General features: G+C 62.5%; 17 protein-coding genes. 13 read left to right on the forward strand and 4 right to left on the reverse strand.

What is annotated here, in order from left to right:
• Positions 1 to 12: 12 nt before the first annotated feature.
• Both BM151_RS09000 and rsmI read right to left on the reverse strand, forming a co-directional pair.
• Positions 13 to 393, reverse strand: coding sequence for a YraN family protein (locus BM151_RS09000; RefSeq protein ID WP_342714560.1), 381 nt, complete (start codon positions 391 to 393; stop codon positions 13 to 15).
• Positions 383 to 1,276 carry a 16S rRNA (cytidine(1402)-2'-O)-methyltransferase gene (rsmI, locus tag BM151_RS09005; protein ID WP_090060201.1) on the reverse strand — a complete coding sequence of 298 codons (894 nt, stop codon included), beginning with the start codon at positions 1,274 to 1,276 and terminating at the stop codon, positions 383 to 385. The genes BM151_RS09000 and rsmI overlap by 11 nt, the downstream gene beginning before the upstream one ends.
• Positions 1,277 to 1,381: 105 nt before the next feature.
• Here rsmI and BM151_RS09010 point away from each other — a divergent pair, with 105 nt between their 5' ends.
• The 3 genes from BM151_RS09010 to murJ are packed head-to-tail and all read left to right on the forward strand — an operon-like array spanning position 1,382 to position 6,892.
• Positions 1,382 to 2,572: a penicillin-binding protein activator gene (locus BM151_RS09010; RefSeq protein ID WP_090060203.1), complete on the forward strand. Its 1,191-nt coding sequence runs from the start codon at positions 1,382 to 1,384 to the stop codon at positions 2,570 to 2,572.
• Positions 2,559 to 5,354, forward strand: coding sequence for a [protein-PII] uridylyltransferase (locus tag BM151_RS09015; RefSeq protein WP_245781159.1), 2,796 nt, complete (start codon positions 2,559 to 2,561; stop codon positions 5,352 to 5,354). Before BM151_RS09010 ends, BM151_RS09015 begins: the two co-directional genes overlap by 14 nt.
• Positions 5,351 to 6,892 (forward strand): murein biosynthesis integral membrane protein MurJ, encoded by a 1,542-nt coding sequence (gene murJ, locus BM151_RS09020; RefSeq protein ID WP_090060206.1) that lies wholly within the window; start codon positions 5,351 to 5,353, stop codon positions 6,890 to 6,892. Before BM151_RS09015 ends, murJ begins: the two co-directional genes overlap by 4 nt.
• A 5-nt stretch (positions 6,893 to 6,897) precedes the next feature.
• Here the strand turns inward: murJ and BM151_RS09025 are convergent, their stop codons facing one another.
• Positions 6,898 to 7,596: a rhomboid family intramembrane serine protease gene (locus tag BM151_RS09025; RefSeq protein WP_090060207.1), complete on the reverse strand. Its 699-nt coding sequence runs from the start codon at positions 7,594 to 7,596 to the stop codon at positions 6,898 to 6,900.
• 98 nt (positions 7,597 to 7,694) lie between these two features.
• On the opposite strand from BM151_RS09025, the gene trpS reads away from it, so the two are divergent.
• Complete coding sequence (gene trpS / locus BM151_RS09030; RefSeq protein WP_090060209.1) at positions 7,695 to 8,711, forward strand: tryptophan--tRNA ligase; 1,017 nt, start codon at positions 7,695 to 7,697, stop codon at positions 8,709 to 8,711.
• A 157-nt stretch (positions 8,712 to 8,868) separates the two neighbouring features.
• Entirely contained in the window at positions 8,869 to 9,222 is a 354-nt protein-coding gene (locus BM151_RS09035) for a nuclear transport factor 2 family protein (RefSeq protein WP_090060210.1), read from the forward strand.
• A gap of 81 nt (positions 9,223 to 9,303) precedes the next feature.
• Here BM151_RS09035 and BM151_RS09040 read toward each other — a convergent pair whose 3' ends face one another.
• Positions 9,304 to 9,888 carry a L,D-transpeptidase gene (locus BM151_RS09040; RefSeq protein WP_090060212.1) on the reverse strand — a complete coding sequence of 195 codons (585 nt, stop codon included), beginning with the start codon at positions 9,886 to 9,888 and terminating at the stop codon, positions 9,304 to 9,306.
• A gap of 430 nt (positions 9,889 to 10,318) precedes the next feature.
• On the opposite strand from BM151_RS09040, the gene BM151_RS09045 reads away from it, so the two are divergent.
• The 8 genes from BM151_RS09045 to BM151_RS09080 all read left to right on the forward strand — a co-directional run bounded on the left by BM151_RS09045 (position 10,319) and on the right by BM151_RS09080 (position 17,237).
• The gene (locus tag BM151_RS09045; protein ID WP_090060214.1) at positions 10,319 to 10,774 is read left to right on the forward strand and encodes a universal stress protein; all 456 of its coding nucleotides are present in this window, start codon (positions 10,319 to 10,321) and stop codon (positions 10,772 to 10,774) included.
• Complete coding sequence (locus BM151_RS09050) at positions 10,774 to 11,238, forward strand: DUF2267 domain-containing protein (RefSeq protein WP_090060215.1); 465 nt, start codon at positions 10,774 to 10,776, stop codon at positions 11,236 to 11,238. Before BM151_RS09045 ends, BM151_RS09050 begins: the two co-directional genes overlap by 1 nt.
• A 93-nt stretch (positions 11,239 to 11,331) precedes the next feature.
• A complete protein-coding gene (locus BM151_RS09055) occupies positions 11,332 to 11,898 on the forward strand; it encodes a NifU family protein (RefSeq protein ID WP_090060216.1) in 567 nt (188 codons plus the stop codon).
• A gap of 17 nt (positions 11,899 to 11,915) precedes the next feature.
• Positions 11,916 to 12,347 carry a GNAT family N-acetyltransferase gene (locus BM151_RS09060; RefSeq protein WP_090060218.1) on the forward strand — a complete coding sequence of 144 codons (432 nt, stop codon included), beginning with the start codon at positions 11,916 to 11,918 and terminating at the stop codon, positions 12,345 to 12,347.
• Positions 12,348 to 12,573: 226 nt separating this feature from the next.
• Positions 12,574 to 13,563, forward strand: a complete 990-nt coding sequence (locus BM151_RS09065) for a BMP family lipoprotein (protein WP_090060219.1) — start codon at positions 12,574 to 12,576, stop codon at positions 13,561 to 13,563.
• Between the two features lie 12 nt (positions 13,564 to 13,575).
• Entirely contained in the window at positions 13,576 to 15,177 is a 1,602-nt protein-coding gene (locus BM151_RS09070; protein ID WP_090060221.1) for an ABC transporter ATP-binding protein, read from the forward strand.
• Positions 15,174 to 16,271: an ABC transporter permease gene (locus BM151_RS09075; protein WP_090060222.1), complete on the forward strand. Its 1,098-nt coding sequence runs from the start codon at positions 15,174 to 15,176 to the stop codon at positions 16,269 to 16,271. Before BM151_RS09070 ends, BM151_RS09075 begins: the two co-directional genes overlap by 4 nt.
• A gap of 3 nt (positions 16,272 to 16,274) precedes the next feature.
• On the forward strand, positions 16,275 to 17,237 hold the full coding sequence (locus tag BM151_RS09080; RefSeq protein ID WP_090060224.1) for an ABC transporter permease: 963 nt from the start codon (positions 16,275 to 16,277) through the stop codon (positions 17,235 to 17,237).
• Positions 17,238 to 17,316: the final 79 nt, after the last annotated feature.

Below are 17,316 nucleotides of genomic sequence, written 5' to 3' on the forward strand. Positions count from 1 at the left end.
GCTCTGGCGCCTCTACATCAGGGCGTTCTCAAGGATTTCCACCTGCCCCGCGCCATCGACCAGCGCGACATCGATCCGCATCGGCGTCAAAAGCCCACGCGGCAGGTGCCCGATGTAATCCTCGGCCGAGGCCGAGAGCCGGGCGATCTGTTTCGGCCCGAGGAGCAGCGCCGCCCGGGCGTGGGTTTTCGAGGCTTTCACCTCGACAAACACCAGCTCGCCGTCTTTCTCGAAGATCAGATCGATCTCGCCACCGGCGCCGCGCCAGCGCTGCTCCAACAGGGTGAAACCGCGCGCCTGATAGTCGCGCGCCACGCTCTCTTCCGCCATACGCCCGAAAGCATCGGCCAGCTGGCCGCGTTGACGGCGATGAGGCGCGGGATCATCCGTCACCTTCCGCCCCCTCGGCTTTCAATTCTTCCGCAAGCGCCAGCGCGCGCTGATAGACATCGCGTTTCTTCAACCCGTGTTTCAGCGCCACCTCGACGGCGGCATCCTTCAAGGACATGGCGCCCAGCGCCTCGGCCAGATCCGTATCGAGATCGGCCTCGGAGACCTCCCCCTGTTCGGCGCGGCCGACCAGTAGGACGATCTCGCCCTTGACCGGCGCATCGCGCAGGCTTTCTTCCAGCTCCCTGAGCGTCCCCTTGCGCACCTCTTCAAACCGTTTGGTCAACTCGCGACACATGGCGGCGGGGCGATTTTCGCCCAACGTGTCGCAAAGCTCTTCGAGCGTGCGATGAATACGTTTCGGGCTCTCATAGAAGCCGAGCGTCGCCGGCACAGGCGCGAATGTACTGAAAAACTTCAGCCGCGCCCCGCGCGAGCTGGGCGGGAACCCGGCAAAGAGAAACCGATCCGATGGCAGGCCTGAAATCGTCAGGGCCGCGATCATTGCCGAGGGTCCCGGCGCCGAGGTCACCGGAATGCCCTGTTCCAGAGCCTCGCGGCACAGCACGAACCCGGGATCGGCTACCAGAGGCGTGCCGGCTTCGGAGGCATAGGCAACCGATTTACCCTCCTGCATCAGGGCGATGAGCCTTGGCCGCACCTGCGCACCATTGTGATCGTGATAGGCAATGACATGGCGACCATTGAGCGGCACGCCATGGATTTCCATCAGCTTGCGCAGCGAGCGCGTATCCTCGGCGGCCAGAACATCGGCGGAGGCAAGAATATCCAGCGCCCTGAGCGTGATATCGCGGGCATTGCCGATCGGCGTGGCCAGAAAGTGAAGTCCGGCGGAAAGCGGCTTGGTCTGATATATCAATGTCATCTCTGATCTTTGCGGCGTTTACTCTTGGATACGTGTCGCATAGTCTGCCCACGAAATCCTGTGACCCCCGTGTCTCGAGTTTGCCGTCAGGAGTGAGGTTTCCCTATGTTCGCCGTTCTGCGCGCCGCCCGCAAGTCGCTCAAAAAATCCACTGCCAAGCTGGCCCTGGGCCTGTCTGTTCTGGCCCTTGCCGCCTGTGAACCCGGGGCCTTCCCGGTGAACGGCGGTCCGGTGATCAACACCGACAAGCCGGTGCCGGTGGCGCTCTTGGTCCCCTACGAATCGGCGGAACCCGGCGATCTGGCACTGGCCCAGTCTCTGGAAAACGCGGCGCGCCTGGCCATGGCCGATCTCCAGGGCGTCAATATCGACCTGCGGGTCTACCCGACCGGGGGCCAGGCCGAACGCGCCTCTGCGGCGGCGAGCCAGGCGGTCGCGGACGGCTCCAAGATCATCCTCGGCCCGGTCTACGGCGGCTCCGCCAAGCTCGCCGGCATTCCGGCGGCCAATGCCGGCATCAACGTGCTGTCGTTTTCCAACAACCCGGATGTCGCGGGCGGCAATGTCTTTATCCTCGGGCCGACCTTCGACAATACCGCCAACCGTCTGGTGAGCTACGCCAAATCCCATGGCAAGCCTCGGATCATGCTGGTCAATGGCGACAGCGCGGCGGAAAACGCCGGCGCCGCCGCGATCAAGAATGCCGTGGCCCGTCAGGGCGCAACATTGGTGGCCGAACAAAGCTTCGAGCTGAGCCAGCAAGGCGTGGTACAGGCCGTTCGCCCGATCGCCAGCGCTGCGCGCAACACCTCGGCCGATGCGATCTTCTTCACCTCCGGCAATGATGGCGCCATGCCGCTTCTGGCGCAGATGCTGCCTGAGAACGGAATCAAGTCGCCCGACCCGCAGTTCATCGGGTTGCAACGCTGGAACGTGCCCGCTTCGGCGCTGTCCCTGCCGGGGTTGCAAGACAGCTGGTTCGCCATTCCCGACCAACAGCTCACCGCCAATTTCTCCAACCATTACAGCGCCCAATACGGGCAGCCGCCGCATGCGCTGGCCGGGCTCGCCTATGACGGGATCGCCGCCATCGGGGCGCTGGTCGCCGCCGGCGATCAAAATGCGCTCACCGCCCAGGGTCTGACCCGCGGCTCCGGCTTTGTCGGTGTGAACGGGATCTTCCGCCTGCGCGCGGACGGCACCAACCAACGCGGCCTCTCCGTCGCAACCATCCAGAACAATCAGGTAATCGAGATTGACCCTGCCCCAAGAGCCTTCGCCGGTGCCGGATACTGAATATCCGGCACTCGCCACATTTCTCCCCTCGCCCCCGGGCACGCTGATCTGCGCGGAAAGCGCGATTTTCGACATTCCTTCGGTTGAGGCCAGGCTCAACGCCGCCTGGGCCGAGGCCGGAGACGCCGCGTCCTTGCGCAAAGCCACGGTGAGCGTGCTCAACGCGGTGCAACAGCACGGGCGCGAGGCGATTGCCGCCGCCATGGCAGAAGCGCCGCGCAATGCCCGCCCGGCGCTCAGGGCCTATGCTTGGCTGACGGATTGTCTTGTGACAACGGTGCTCTATGCGGCGATGATCCGACTGCATCCCAACCCGAACCCGTCGACGGGCGAGCGGATCGCGGTTCTGGCCGTCGGCGGCTATGGCCGGGGCGAGATGTCGCCCCATTCCGATGTCGATCTGTTGTTCCTCGCACCGCACAAGATTACCGGCTGGATCGAGAGCGTGGTGGAGAGCATGCTCTACATGTTCTGGGACCTGCATCTGAAGGTCGGCCATTCCACCCGCACGATCCGAGACTGTATCCGCCTGGGCAAAGAGGATTACACCATCCGCACCGCGATGCTGGAGCTCAGGTTCCTGGCCGGCAACCGGCCGCTGGCGACGGAATTGCACATGCGGCTGCGCGACGAATTGTTCAACAACACCGCCCGCGACTTTATCGAAGCCAAGCTCGAGGAACGCGCCGAGCGACACCGCAAACAGGGCGGTCAGCGCTATGTCGTTGAGCCCAATATCAAGGAAGGCAAAGGCGGGCTCAGAGACCTGCACACGCTGTTCTGGATCGCCAAATACGTCCACGGGGTGCGCGACACCCGCGATCTGGTGAAAGCCGGGGTTTTCACCGCCGATGAATATCGCCAGTTCGAGGAAGCCGAGACGTTTTTGCACGCCGCGCGCAACGCGCTGCATCTGATCGCGCATCGCCCGATGGACCAGCTCACCTTCGACATGCAGGTCGAGGTGGCCGAAAAGCTCGGCTATATCGATCACAGCGGTCGTCGCGCGGTCGAGCATTTCATGCAGGATTTCTTCCGTCACGCCACCCGCGTCGGCGAGCTGACCCGGATCTTCCTGACCTCGCTCGAGGCCCAGCACGTGAAGCAGGAACCGCGGCTGCAGCGTCTGCTCAAGCGCCGGCGCAAGATCGGCACCGATTACGAGCTGGTGCACAACCGGATGAATGTGCACGATCGCAAAGCCTTCCTCGCCGACAAGCTCAATCTCCTGCGCGTGTTCGAAGAGGCGCTGCGCACCGGCTATCTGTTGCACCCGGATGTGATGCGGCTGATCTCGGCCAATCTCGACCTGATCGACAATGACATGCGCAACACGCCGGAAGCGCAGCGGATCTTCCTCGATCTTCTGCTCAAACACGGCAACCCGGAACGCGCGCTCAGGCGGATGAACGAGCTGGGCGTGCTGGGCGCTTTCATCCCGGAATTCCAGCACATCGTGGCGATGATGCAATTCAACATGTATCACAGCTACACCGTGGACGAACACACGATCCAGGTGATCTCGAACCTGGCGCAGATCGAGCGCGGCGAGCTGAACGAGGATCTGCCGCTGTCGAAAAGCATTCTCGAGCGCGGGGTGAACCGCCGCGTGCTCTATGTCGCGATGCTGCTTCACGATATCGGCAAGGGGCGCGACGAGGATCACTCGGTGATCGGGGCCCAGATCGCGCGCAAGGTGGCACCAAGGCTCGGCCTCAAACCGGCGGAATGCGAGACGGTGGAATGGCTGGTGCGCTATCACCTGCTGATGTCGGATATCGCCCAGAAACGCGACATCTCCGACCCGCGCACGGTGCGCGATTTCGCGAAAGCGGTGAAGACCCGCGAGAGGCTCGATCTCCTGACCGTGCTGACGGTCTGCGACATCCGCGGGGTCGGCCCCGATGTCTGGAACAACTGGAAAGCGGTGTTGCTGCGCAATCTGCATTCCCAGACCGCCTATGCACTCGAACACGGGCTCGAGGAGATCAACCGCGACGCGCGCGAAGGCGAGGCCAAGAGAGAGCTCAGAAGCCGGCTTGCGGATTGGGAACCGGCGGAGCGCCGTGTCGAGCTTCAGCGCCACTACGGCACCTATTGGCAGGGGCTGCCCTTTGCCGCGCATGAGATTTTTGCCCAGCTTCTGAAAGACATCAAGAACGACGAGATCAAGATCGACCTGCACCTCGATGCCGATCGCGATGCCACACGCGCCTGTTTCGCGCTCACCGACCATCACGGGATTTTTGCCCGGCTGGCCGGTGCCCTGGCCTTGGTCGGCGCCAATGTCGTCGATGCCCGCACCTATACCACCAAGGATGGCTATGCCACGGCGGTGTTCTGGATTCAGGACAATGACGGCAATCCCTATGAGAGCGCCCGCCTGCCGCGTCTGCGCCAGATGATCGACAAGATCCTGCGCGGCGAGGTCATGGCCCGAGAGGCGCTCAAGTCCCGCGACAAGATCAAGAAGCGCGAGAGCAAGTTCAACGTGCCGACCTCGATCATCTTCGACAACGAAGGTTCGGAGATTTTCACCATCATCGAGGTGGACACGCGCGACCGGCCCGGGCTTCTCTACGATCTCACCCGGGTTCTGGCCGAAAACCATATTTCCATCGTCACCGCCCAGATCGCCACCTATGGCGCGCAGGTGGTCGATGTCTTCTATGTGAAGGATATGTTCGGGATGAAGCTGCACGCGCTCTCGAAACGCAAGGGGCTTGAGAAAAAGCTGCGCGACGCCATCGTCACCGGCGCCAAACGGGCCCACGAGGGATGAAGCCCCCGCGCCTGATCAAGGGCTTCGTCACCGTCGGGGGCTGGACCCTGATGAGCCGGGTTCTGGGCTTTGTCCGCGACGCGCTGATCGCCGCTTACCTGGGCGCGGGCCCGGCGGCGGAAGCCTTTGTCGTCGCCTTCTCGCTGCCCAATATGTTCCGGCGTTTCTTTGCCGAGGGCACGCTCAATGTCGCCTTCGTGCCGCTGTTTTCGAAAAAGCTCGAGGCCGAGGGCGATGCCAAACGCTTTGCCGAGGACACCTTGTCGGTGCTGGCCGCCCTGCTCTTTGCGCTGACGCTTCTGGCGACACTCTTCATGCCGGTGCTGGTCTCGGCCATGGCCGCCGGCTTCATCGGCGACGGACGGTTCGACATGGCGGTCGATTTCGGTCGCATCGCCTTTCCCTATGTGCTGTTCATCTCGCTGGGCGCGCTGTTCTCCGGCGTGTTGAACGCCACCGGGCGGTTTGCCGCCGCGGCCGCCGCCCCAGTGCTTTTGAATATCATTCTCTCTCTGGCCATGGTCGGTGCGGCCAAGCTCGGCCTGCCGGTGGATCGCGCGCTGATCTGGGCCGTGCCCGTGGCCGGCATCGCCCAGCTTGCGGTGGTCTGGCGGGCGGCGGCCAAGGCGGGCTTTGCCCTGCGCCCGCGCCTGCCACGGCTGACACCGGATCTGAAACACCTTCTGGTGCTGGCCGGTCCCGCGGCGCTCGCCGGTGGCGTGGTACAGATCAACCTTCTGATCGGGCGCCAGGTGGCCTCGTTCAGCCAGGACGGCGCGCTGCAATATCTGAACCTCGCCGACCGGCTCTATCAACTGCCGCTGGGCGTGGTCGCCATTGCCATCGGCATCGTGCTTCTGCCCGACCTGTCGCGCCGGCTTCAGGCCGATGACGGCCAGGGCGCGCGCGACGCCTATAACCGGGCGTTTGAATTCGCGCTGCTCCTGACCGTGCCTGCCGCCGTGGCGCTCATTGTCATTCCCGAACCGCTGATTTCCTTCCTGTTCCAGCGCGGCGCCTTTACCCCGGAAGATGCCCGGAAGACGGCCACCGCCGTGGCGATCTACGGTCTCGGTCTGCCGGCTTTCGTCATGCAGAAAGTGCTGCAACCGCTGTATTTCGCCCGTGAGGACACCCGCACGCCCTTCCGCTTCGCGCTCTATGCCATGGTGATCAATGCCGTGGTGGCCATTGGCCTGTCTTTCGTGATCGGCTATCTCGCCGCCGCCGTGGCAACCTCGCTCGCCGCCTGGGGCATGGTCGCGCTTCTGTGGTTCGGCAAGAGCGGCATGGGCGACGCGGTCCATGCCGATGCCCGTCTCACCCGCCGCGCGCCACGCATTCTCGCCGCCTCGCTTATGATGGGAGCGCTGCTCTGGGGCAGCGAGATCCTGTTGTCGCCGGTATTCGATCTGTCGCGGGGCCTCGGCACGCTGATGCTCGTGGCCATCGGCATCGCCGGCTATTTCAGCTTTGCGCAACTGCTCGGCGCCGTGCGTCTGGTCGAGCTGAAAGGGGCTGTGCGGCGCGGCGGCTGAGGGCTTTACCGCCGCTGCAACCGCGCCCGAATGCGTCCGATCGCACCGGGCACCATCAGCGCAGCGGTGACAAAGCCCATGGCAAAGCCTGCTAGATCGGCGACCCAGTCGGGCGAGCCGCCGAACAGCAGGCCGAAGACCAGTTGCAACCCCATCAGAAAGCCGATGAGGGTAAAGGCCCGCAGCTGGTTTTCCTGCATCGCGCCCAGACCCAGCCAGAGGATGAACGTATAGGCGCCAATGAAGCCATAGGCCGCCGGGTAGGCGCCCAGGAGCTGCACATTGGTAGTGAGAATGAGCCCATAGGCCAACGAGCCGGCGAGCGTCGAGAGGATGAAGATCACCAGCACGGCAAAATTGCCGAAGGTCTCGCCCACCATCTTGCCCAGCGCCAGGATAAACACGATCACCATCAGCGCATGGGTGATCGAATAATGCACGAACGCATAGGTGAAGAAGCGCCTCACATGCTCCAGAGGCCAGACGCCCTGTGCCCGCATCGCCTCGAACACCGTATCGAAGAAGCCGTAATCCTCCATCGCCGCGATGCGCCAGCCCACCGCCTGTTGTCCGCCGATCAGCCCGAGCGTCCCCAATTGGAACAGGATCTCGATCCCGCCAAGGACCAGCGCAATGGCAATCACCATGGGGGGCAGCGCATTAAACGGCGACTGAGGACGGAAATCGTGATGTTCGTCGGACATTATCGGGCCTTTCTACTCCTTCGCGGGGCGTTTCCTTGACGCTTCCGCCCCGTCTAGGTAAGCCACCATCACCTAATAATCCAGTGACGGAGTTCCAGATGGACAAGCCTGCCTTTACCCCCCGCGTCTTCTCGGGGATCAAGCCTTCGGGCGGGCTCACCCTCGGCAATTACCTCGGCGCGATCAAACGCTTCGTGGGAATGCAGGGCGGTGAGTTCGAAACCATCTATTGCGTGGTGGATATGCACGCGATCACCGTCTGGCAAAGCCCCGAGGACCTGCGCCACGCGACCCGCGAAGTCGCCGCCGGTTACCTTGCTGCGGGCATTGATCCCGACAAGTCGATCCTGTTCAACCAATCCCGCGTTTCGGCCCATGCGGAACTCGGCTGGCTGTTCAACTGTGTCGCCCGAGTCGGTTGGATGAACCGGATGACTCAGTTCAAGGACAAGGCCGGCAAGAATGCCGAGAACGTCTCTCTCGGTCTTTACGCCTACCCGTCCCTGATGGCCGCCGACATTCTCCTGTATCATGCCACCCATGTGCCCGTGGGCGAGGATCAGAAACAGCATGTCGAGCTGACCCGCGACATCGCCAACAAGTTCAACCACGATTACAAGGTCGATTTCTTCCCGGAAACCGTGCCGGTGATCGAGGGCCCTGCGATGCGGGTGATGAACCTGCGCGATGGCACCAAGAAAATGTCCAAGTCGGGTGAAAGCGACATGGAACGCATCAACATGACCGATGATGCCGACACGATCTCCAAGAAGTTCAAGAAATCGCGCACCGACCCGGATGTCCTGCCGGAGACCATGGACGGTCTCAGCGAACGCCCGGAAGCCCGCAACCTCGTCAATATCTACGCCGCTCTGGCGGATACGACCGGGGAGGCTGTGCTGTCCGAATTCGGTGGCGAAGGCTGGGGCAAATTCAAGCCGGCGCTGGCGGATCTGGCGGTCGACAAGCTCGCGCCGATCTCCACCGAGATGAAACGCCTGATGGCTGACCCGGCGGAGATCGACCGGATCATGGCAAAAGGCGCCGAGAAGGCCAACGAGATCGCGCAACCGATCCTGGCAAAAACCTTCGATATCATGGGGTTCGTGCGCTAACGCGCCCGAGATGCCCGCGCCCCCTCTGGGGCGACATGGTCTTCGTCCGCTGAGACGCAGGGAGGGGGCGGCCGACGCCCCCTCTGGTTCCCATGATGACGGCCAGCTCATGACAGCAGGCCTGTGACAGTCGGCCCGTGACAGCAGGAGAGTATGCATGCACCCGACAGATCTGGTCTCCGCCTGGGTCGAGGCTTTCAACCGTGGCGATGCGGATGCCTTGGCGGCGCTGTATCACGACGACGCGGTCAACCATCAAGTCGCAAACGAGCCGGTCATCGGGCGCGCCAATATTCATGCGATGTTCGCCAAAGAATTTGCCGCGGCAGACATGACCTGTATCGTCGAGGCCATTCACGACGCCGGCGAGGTCGTGGCGCTCGAGTGGCGCGATCCGAACGGCTTGCGCGGCTGCGGTTTCTTCACCATTCGGGACGGCAAGATCGCGTTTCAGCGCGGCTACTGGGACAAGCTCTCTTTCCTGAAGCTGCACAATCTGCCGATCGCCTAGACCGAAGATCTGCCTTCACAACACAGCAAAAAGGCCCGGCAACACCTGCCAGGCCTGAGCTTTGCGTAATTGAGATGCGGTTCAGATCAGCTTGACCTGCGTGCCGACGGCCACCCGATCATAGAGATCGACGATCTGCTCATTGTAGAGGCCGATACAGCCATCGGACGACCGCCGCCCGATCTTGCGCGTGTCATGGGTGCCGTGGATGCGGTAATACTGCCAGGAGAGATACAGCGCGCGCACGCCGAGCGGGTTTTCCGGCCCGGCCGGCACAGTGACCGGCAGGCTCGGGTCGCGTTCACGCATCGAAGGCGTCGGCGTCCAGGTCGGGTTCTTCACCTTCTTGATCACTTCCGTGTAACCGCGCCGGGTCAGCTCGTCCGAGATCGGCACCGAGGTCGGGTAGAGCTTGTAGCCGCCATCCGCATCCCAGTAATGCAGCGCCCGGCTGACCGTATCGGCGACGATCCGACCCTGGCCCAGCGCATCGAAATGATCCCGCCAGTCGATCCGGCGGAAGCTCGAGATATTGTTCCGGGCAATTTTCTCGCCCTGCAGCTCTTCGGGCAGGGTCAGCCCGATCTCCTGCGCGCTTGCGGCCTGCCCGAGAAAGGGGGCGGCCAGGCTCAGCGCCAGAAAACGACGTCTTTTCAGTTCCATCATGGGAGTGTCCTGTGCGGTCATTGGAATATGCCTGCCGAGATGCGACAGGCGCCATTGACCGCAAGAAACCGGGATGGCGGCTCATATTCAAATCACGATCAGGTTAGCGGCGAGACGGCACCGGACCCTGCGCTCAGAATGTCACATTAGGGTTTCATTTCTCGCCTATCCAATTTGCGCAGACCTCAGAATCAGCTCGGTCCCCTGCTGATCGGCGTGCCCTTACACGCCCGGCTCTGCAGTCTGATCGTTATCCCCGACGGATCAGATCCGATCAGACCCCCGGCTTTGCACGAGCCGGGGGTTTCTCATGGCGACAGCTCCGTCGCCCGGTTCTGTCGGCAAAGGTGCCTCCACGGTTGCGTCGGGCGCCCGGCTCGGTCATGCTTGATCCGCATCCCCCGGAGAGATGCGCTGCTAAGAGGCCCCTATGCGCAAGTTTCTCGTCATCCTCGATGACAGCCGCGAATGTCTCAACGCCATGCGTTTTGCCGCCATGCGCGCGGCCAGCACCGGCGGCGGGGTCACCATCCTGTCGATCATCCCGCCGGAAGAGTTCAACCACTGGATCGGCGTCGCCGACATCATGCGCGAAGAGACCCGGGAACGGATCGTGGCGCATTACGAGGTCTTCGCCAAATGGATGCGCGACCGCCAGGGCATCGACCCCGAACTGGTCATCCGCGAAGGCGAAGCGGTGCATGAGATCCTCGCCCAGGTCCAGGAAGACCCGCATATCGGCGTGCTGGTCCTCGGCGCCGGCACAGAGAAATCCGGCCCCGGCCCGCTGGTCTCGGCGATGACGAAACAGGCCGGTTTCCTGCCGATCCCGATGACACTGGTGCCCGGTGAAATGTCCAAGGAACGTCTGGAGTCGATCACCTGATGCCGATGCCCTGGACCTATCGCCACTCGAAGAAGGAGTTCGCCTCTTTCCTGAAGGATGCAAAGGACCGGATGGGCCACGCGATCGAGAGCGACAACATGACCTACACCGCGGTGGACGGTGTGTTGCAGGTGTTCCGCCGTCGCCTGACCCCGCCACAGGTGATCGCCTTTGGCGATGCGATCCCCTCGACGCTCCGCGCCATGCTGGTCTACAACTGGCGCGTCGATGCCGTCCCCCTGCCCTTTGGCACGCGTTCGGAAATGATCCGCGAGGTGCAGGCGGTCCGCAAACACCATAATATCACGCCTTTGAACGTGATCGAGGCGACGGGTTATGCGCTCTGGCGCCACTGCAACCATCGCGATCTGGCCCGCGTGCTGGCCCAGATCGGGCCCGAGGCGGTGAGCTTTTGGCATGTGCCCAATGTCGCGCCCGAAGATCTCGAACAGCGGATCCTTTGAGCGGGGAGGCTCCCGCCCTTTAGAACCGTTCCAAAACTTGACTTTTTGCGCGCGAGCGCTCATATCCGACCTGAGAAGTAAGGAATACGCGCCATGTTCATTCAGACCGAATCCACGCCGAATCCGGCAACCCTGAAATTCCTGCCCGGCCAGACCGTTCTGGAGACCGGCACCGCTGATTTTCCGACGGCAGAGGCCGCCGCCGGCTCGCCGCTCGCCGCGCGCATCTACAAGGTGGGCAATGTCGCCGGCGTGTTCTTCGGCGCGGATTTCGTGACCGTGACCAAGGACGACGACACCGATTGGGACCATGTCAAACCCGCCATCTTGGGCGCGATCATGGAACATTTCCAATCCGGCGACCCGGTGCTCGAAGGCACGGCGGCGGCGCCCGCTTCCGGCCATGCCGATCATGACGGTCCCGACAGCGAGATCATCCAGCAGATCAAGGAGCTTCTGGACACCCGGGTGCGCCCGGCGGTGGCCCAGGACGGTGGCGACATCACCTTCCACGGTTTCGATCGCGGCATCGTCTACCTGCATATGCAGGGCGCCTGCGCCGGCTGCCCCTCCTCGACCCTGACCCTGAAAATGGGCATCGAGAACCTGCTGCGCCACTACATCCCGGAAGTGCTCGAAGTGCGCCCCGTCGCCGCCTGAGAGATATAAGGACACGGATGCCCTCGCTCTCGTCGCAACTTCTGGCCGAGATCCACGCCGCGTGTTTCGAAACGCCGCGGCCATGGTCGGCACAGGAATTCGACAGCCTGCTCAGCATGAAAGGGGTCTTTCTCGTCACCGGGGAAGGCCCCTCTTTCGCATTGGGACGTTATGTCCCGCATGAATGCGAGCTTCTGACCCTGGCGGTGGCGCCCGAGGCACGCGGGCGCGGCTTTGGTCGGGCCATGTTGCGGGCCTATGAAAAAGAGGCGGATCGCCGCATCGCGCTCAAGAGTTTTCTCGAGGTCGCCGAAGACAACGCAGTGGCAATTTCCCTTTATCGCGCAGAGGGCTACAGCGAATCCGGTCGTCGGAAGCACTATTACACTCGCCCGGACAGATCAAAGATCGACGCTCTGATCTTCACAAAGCGTATAAAACATACGTGACCCCACGTTATAGGACGCTGGCTTGGCGCAAACCGCGCCGAAGAGCGACCAAATGGTCAAAATTGGTAAAATGTGTATTGACCCTCCGACAGGGACGCGCCCTAATCCAGACCAAGGCGGGACCATATGTTCCGCTCACATGGGTCTGTGACATGGCGTGAAGGGAAGATTGGCTTCCCTGCGGATATGGGACGACCCCAAGACCAGTACCAAACGGGAGACAATTATGACCCTGAAGACGACTTTCCTCGGCGCAGCGGCCGCCCTTGCCCTGACCTCCGGCGCCGCTCTGGCCGATCCGGCGATCATCTTCGACCTTGGCGGTAAATTCGACAAATCCTTCAACGAAGCCGCCTATAACGGCGCCGAGCGTTGGGCCAAGGAAACCGGCGGTTCCTACCGCGACGTCGAGCTCCAGTCCGATGCCCAGCGTGAGCAGGCGCTGCGTCGTTTCGCCGAAAGCGGCTTCAACCCGATCGTGATGGCCGGTTTCTCCTTTGCCACCGCGCTTGAAACCGTCGCCAAGGATTTCCCGGATACCAAATTCGCCATCATCGACATGGTCGTGGATGCGCCGAACGTGCGCTCCGTGGTGTTCAACGAGCATGAAGGCTCCTACCTCGTCGGTATCGCCGCCGCTTACGCCGCAAAAGGCGACACGGTCTCCTTCGTCGGCGGCATGGACATCCCGCTGATCTCGAAATTCGCCTGTGGCTATGCCCAGGGCTTCAAGGCCGTGAAACCCGAAGGCAAGGTCATCGTCAACATGACCGGCACCACGCCCTCCGCCTGGAACGACCCGGTGAAAGGCGGCGAGCTGACCCGCGCCCAGATCGCTGACGGTTCCGAAGTGGTCTTCGCCGCGGCGGGCGGCACCGGTCTCGGCGTGCTGCAGACCGCAGCCGACGAGGGCATCCTCTCCATCGGTGTGGACAGCAACCAGAACTACCTGCAGCCGGGCTCGGTCCTGACCTCCATGGTCAAACGCGTGGACAATGCCGTCTACGACGCCTTCATGCAGGGTGAGAACCTCGAGACCGGCTTCTTCGCCATGGGTCTCGCCAATGACGGCGTCGGCGCCGCCATGGACGAATATAACGCCGCCCTGATCACCCCGGAAATGAAGGCCGCGATGGACGATGCCACCGCGAAAATCATCTCCGGCGAGGTCGTGGTGCATGACTACATGTCCGACGAATCCTGCCCGGCTTACTGAGGCAGACGTCGCATGAGCGTTCAGACGGATACGGGGCGGCAGGCAACTGCCGCCCCCACCGCTTCCGCCGCCCCGGCAATCGAACTGCGGGGCATTTCCAAAGCTTTCGGCCCGGTTCAGGCGAACAAGGATATTTCCATCTCCGTCGCCAAGGGCTCGATCCATGGCATCATCGGTGAGAACGGCGCGGGGAAATCCACGCTGATGTCGATCCTCTACGGCTTTTACAAGGCCGATGCGGGGCATATCCTGATCAATGGTCAGGAGGTCCATATCGCCGACAGTCAGGAGGCCATTTCCGCCGGCATCGGTATGGTGTTCCAGCATTTCAAGCTGGTGGAGAATTTCACCGTGCTCGAGAATGTCATCCTCGGCGCCGAGGACGGGGGATTGCTCAAGCCGTCGCTCGCGAAAGCCCGAAAGCTTTTGAAGCAACTCTCTGACGAATACGAATTGTCTGTCGATCCCGATGCCTTGATCGAAGATCTCTCCGTGGGCCACCAGCAGCGGGTCGAGATTCTCAAGGCGCTCTATCGACAGGCCGACATCCTCATCCTCGATGAGCCCACCGGCGTGCTGACGCCGGCGGAAGCGGACCATTTGTTTCGCATTCTCAAGGGCTTGAAGGAACAGGGCAAGACCATCATCCTGATCACCCACAAGCTGCGCGAGATCATGGAAATCACCGATACCGTGTCGGTGATGCGACGCGGCGAGATGACCGCGACGGTGAAAACCCATGAGACCTCCCCCGAACAACTGGCGGAGCTGATGGTCGGGCGCAAGGTGCTTTTGCGTGTCGACAAGAAACCCGCCACCCCGGGCAAACCGGTGGTCGAGGTCGAGAACCTGCGGGTGATCGACGAACAGGGCGTCGAGCGGCTCAAGGGCATCAGCCTCGAGGTGCGCGAAGGCGAGATCCTGGGCATTTGCGGCGTTGCCGGCAATGGTCAGACCGAACTGCTCGAGGTGCTCGGCGGCTATGTCAACGGCACCGGCACGGTGCGGATGAATGGCGAAGAGATCGATCTCTCCGGCAAACATTCCAATGGCCAGACCCGGCGCGCCCGTGGCATCGCCCATGTCCCGGAAGACCGCCATGACGAGGGGCTGATCCTCGAATTCCAGGCTTGGGAAAACATGGTGTTCGGCTATCATCATGCCCCGGAATATCAAAAGAACGCGCTTTTGATGGACAATGCGGGCATCAAGGCGATGACCCAGGCGAGCATGGACAAATTCGATGTCCGCCCGCCCAATCCGAAGCTCGAAGCGAAGAGCTTTTCCGGCGGCAACCAGCAGAAAATCGTGCTGGCGCGTGAGATCGAACGCAACCCGGACCTGCTGCTCGTGGGTCAGCCGACCCGCGGCGTCGACATCGGGGCGATCGAGTTCATCCACCAACAGATCGTCGCGCTCAGAGACGAGGGCAAGGCGATCCTCCTGGTCTCCGTGGAACTCGACGAGATCCTGTCGCTCTCCGACCGCATCGTCGTGATGTTCGACGGCCAGATCATGGGCGAACGCCTGCCCGCCGAGACCAACGAGGGCGAACTGGGCCTGATGATGGCCGGGATTACCGATACGAATACCAATGGGGAGAAGGCACAGTGAACAAGATGCCGAAATGGGCGGATGCCGTCCTCATTCCGCTGATCTCCATCCTGCTGGCGTTTTTCTTTTCCGGCCTGGTGATCTGGGCCATCGGCAAGGACCCGGTGGTGGCGATCAAGACCATGGTGCAGGGCGCGTTCGGCTCGACCTCCGGGATCAGCTACACGCTCTATTACGCCACCAATTTCATCTTCACCGGGCTTGCCGTGGCCGTGGCCTATCACGCGCGGCTGTTCAACATCGGCGGCGAAGGTCAGGCGATGCTGGGGGGCTTGGGCGTGACGCTGGTCTGTCTCGCGATCCCGTGGCCGCATTGGACGCTGGCGCTGCCGGCGGCGATGATCGGTGGCGCGCTGTTTGGCGCCGGCTGGGCCTTTATCCCGGCTTGGCTTCAGGCCAAGCGCGGCAGCCATATCGTGATCACCACGATCATGTTCAACTATATCGGCGCGGCGCTGCTGGGCTACCTGCTGACCAAGGTCCTGAAGGTCAAAGGCTCCATGCTCACGGAAAGCGCACGCTTTCCCGAAGGCGCGCACCTGCCGAATTTCTCGGAGATCTTCGCCCCGATCGGCATCAATTTTTCGCCCAACGCACCGGCGAACATGGCGTTTTTCGTGGCGCTGCTTTGCACTTTCGCATTCTGGATTCTGATCTGGAAAACCCGGCTCGGCTATGAGATCCGCGCCTATGGCCAGTCGGAAACCGCGGCGAAATACGCCGGCATCGCGCCCGCGCGTATCGTCATCATCGCCATGCTGATCTCCGGCGCGCTGGCTGGTCTTATGGCGATCAACAACGTCATGGGCGAGGCCGAACGTCTGATCGACAACGCTGTCGAAGGCGCCGGTTTCATCGGTATCGCCGTGGCGCTGATGGGGCGCAATCACCCGATCGGCATCCTTCTGGCCTCGATCCTTTTCGGGTTCCTGTACCAGGGCGGCGCCGAGCTGTCATTCTGGGAATCGATCCCGCGCGAGCTTGTGGTGGTGATTCAGGCGCTGGTGATCATGTTCACGGGCGCGCTCGACAACATGGTGCGCATGCCCCTCGAAAAACTCTTCGTCGCGCTCAACCGCAAAAAGGAGGCCTGATCGATGGACTATCTCACGATCATCCAGATTCTCGACAGTTCCGTGCGTCTGGCCACGCCTCTGCTTTTGACCTGTCTCGCCGGTCTGTTTTCCGAACGTGCCGGTGTTGTCGACATCGGCCTCGAGGGCAAGCTGCTCGCCGCCGCCTTCCTCTCGGGTGCCGTGGCCGCGGTCACCGGGTCGATCTGGGTCGGGCTTCTGGCCGGGGTCGCGGGCTCTCTGGCCTTTTCGATGCTGCACGGCCTGGCCTCGATCACCTTCAAGGGCGATCAGCTGATCTCCGGCGTGGCGCTGAACTTTCTGGCCGCCGGTCTCACCGTCGTGATCGGCCAGAGCTGGTTCAAGCTGGGCGGTCGCACGCCGTCGCTGTCCGGCGATGGCCGGTTCGAGCCCTGGAACCTGCCCTTCTCGGATGCGCTGGCAAAAATCCCGGTGATCGGCCCGGCCTATGACGAACTGATCTCCGGCCACACCGCGCTGACCTATGTGGCGCTGGCCGCCGTGCCGCTCTCCTGGTGGGTGCTCTATCGCTCCCGCTTTGGTCTGCGCCTGCGCGCCGTGGGGGAAAACCCCGGTGCGGTGGATACCGCCGGCATCTCCGTGGTGCGGCTGCGCTACATGGCGCTGGTGATCGCCGGTGTGCTCTGTGGCCTGGCCGGCACCTATCTGGCCTCGCTGGCCGCGGGGTTCGTCAAGGACATGTCGGCCGGCCGTGGCTATATCGCATTGGCCGCGCTGATCTTTGCCAAATGGCGGCCGTGGTACGCGCTCTCGGCGACCCTGCTCTTTGGTCTGCTGGAAGCCATCGGCAATCGTTACCAGTCGATTGCTCTGGGCGATTTCACCATTCCGGTGCAATTCATGCAGGCCCTACCCTATATCCTGACGGTGATCATCCTCGCCGGCTTCGTCGGCAAGGCGATCCCGCCGCGCGCCGGCGGTCAGCCCTATGTCAAGGAACGCTGAAACCAGATTTCAGATGTTGTGAAAGCGGGCCTTCGGGCCCGCTTTTTCTTTCTGCAACGCGGCTCAGTGTTTGACGGCA

Source organism: Celeribacter neptunius (assembly GCF_900113955.1).
Lineage (GTDB): Bacteria > Pseudomonadota > Alphaproteobacteria > Rhodobacterales > Rhodobacteraceae > Celeribacter > Celeribacter neptunius.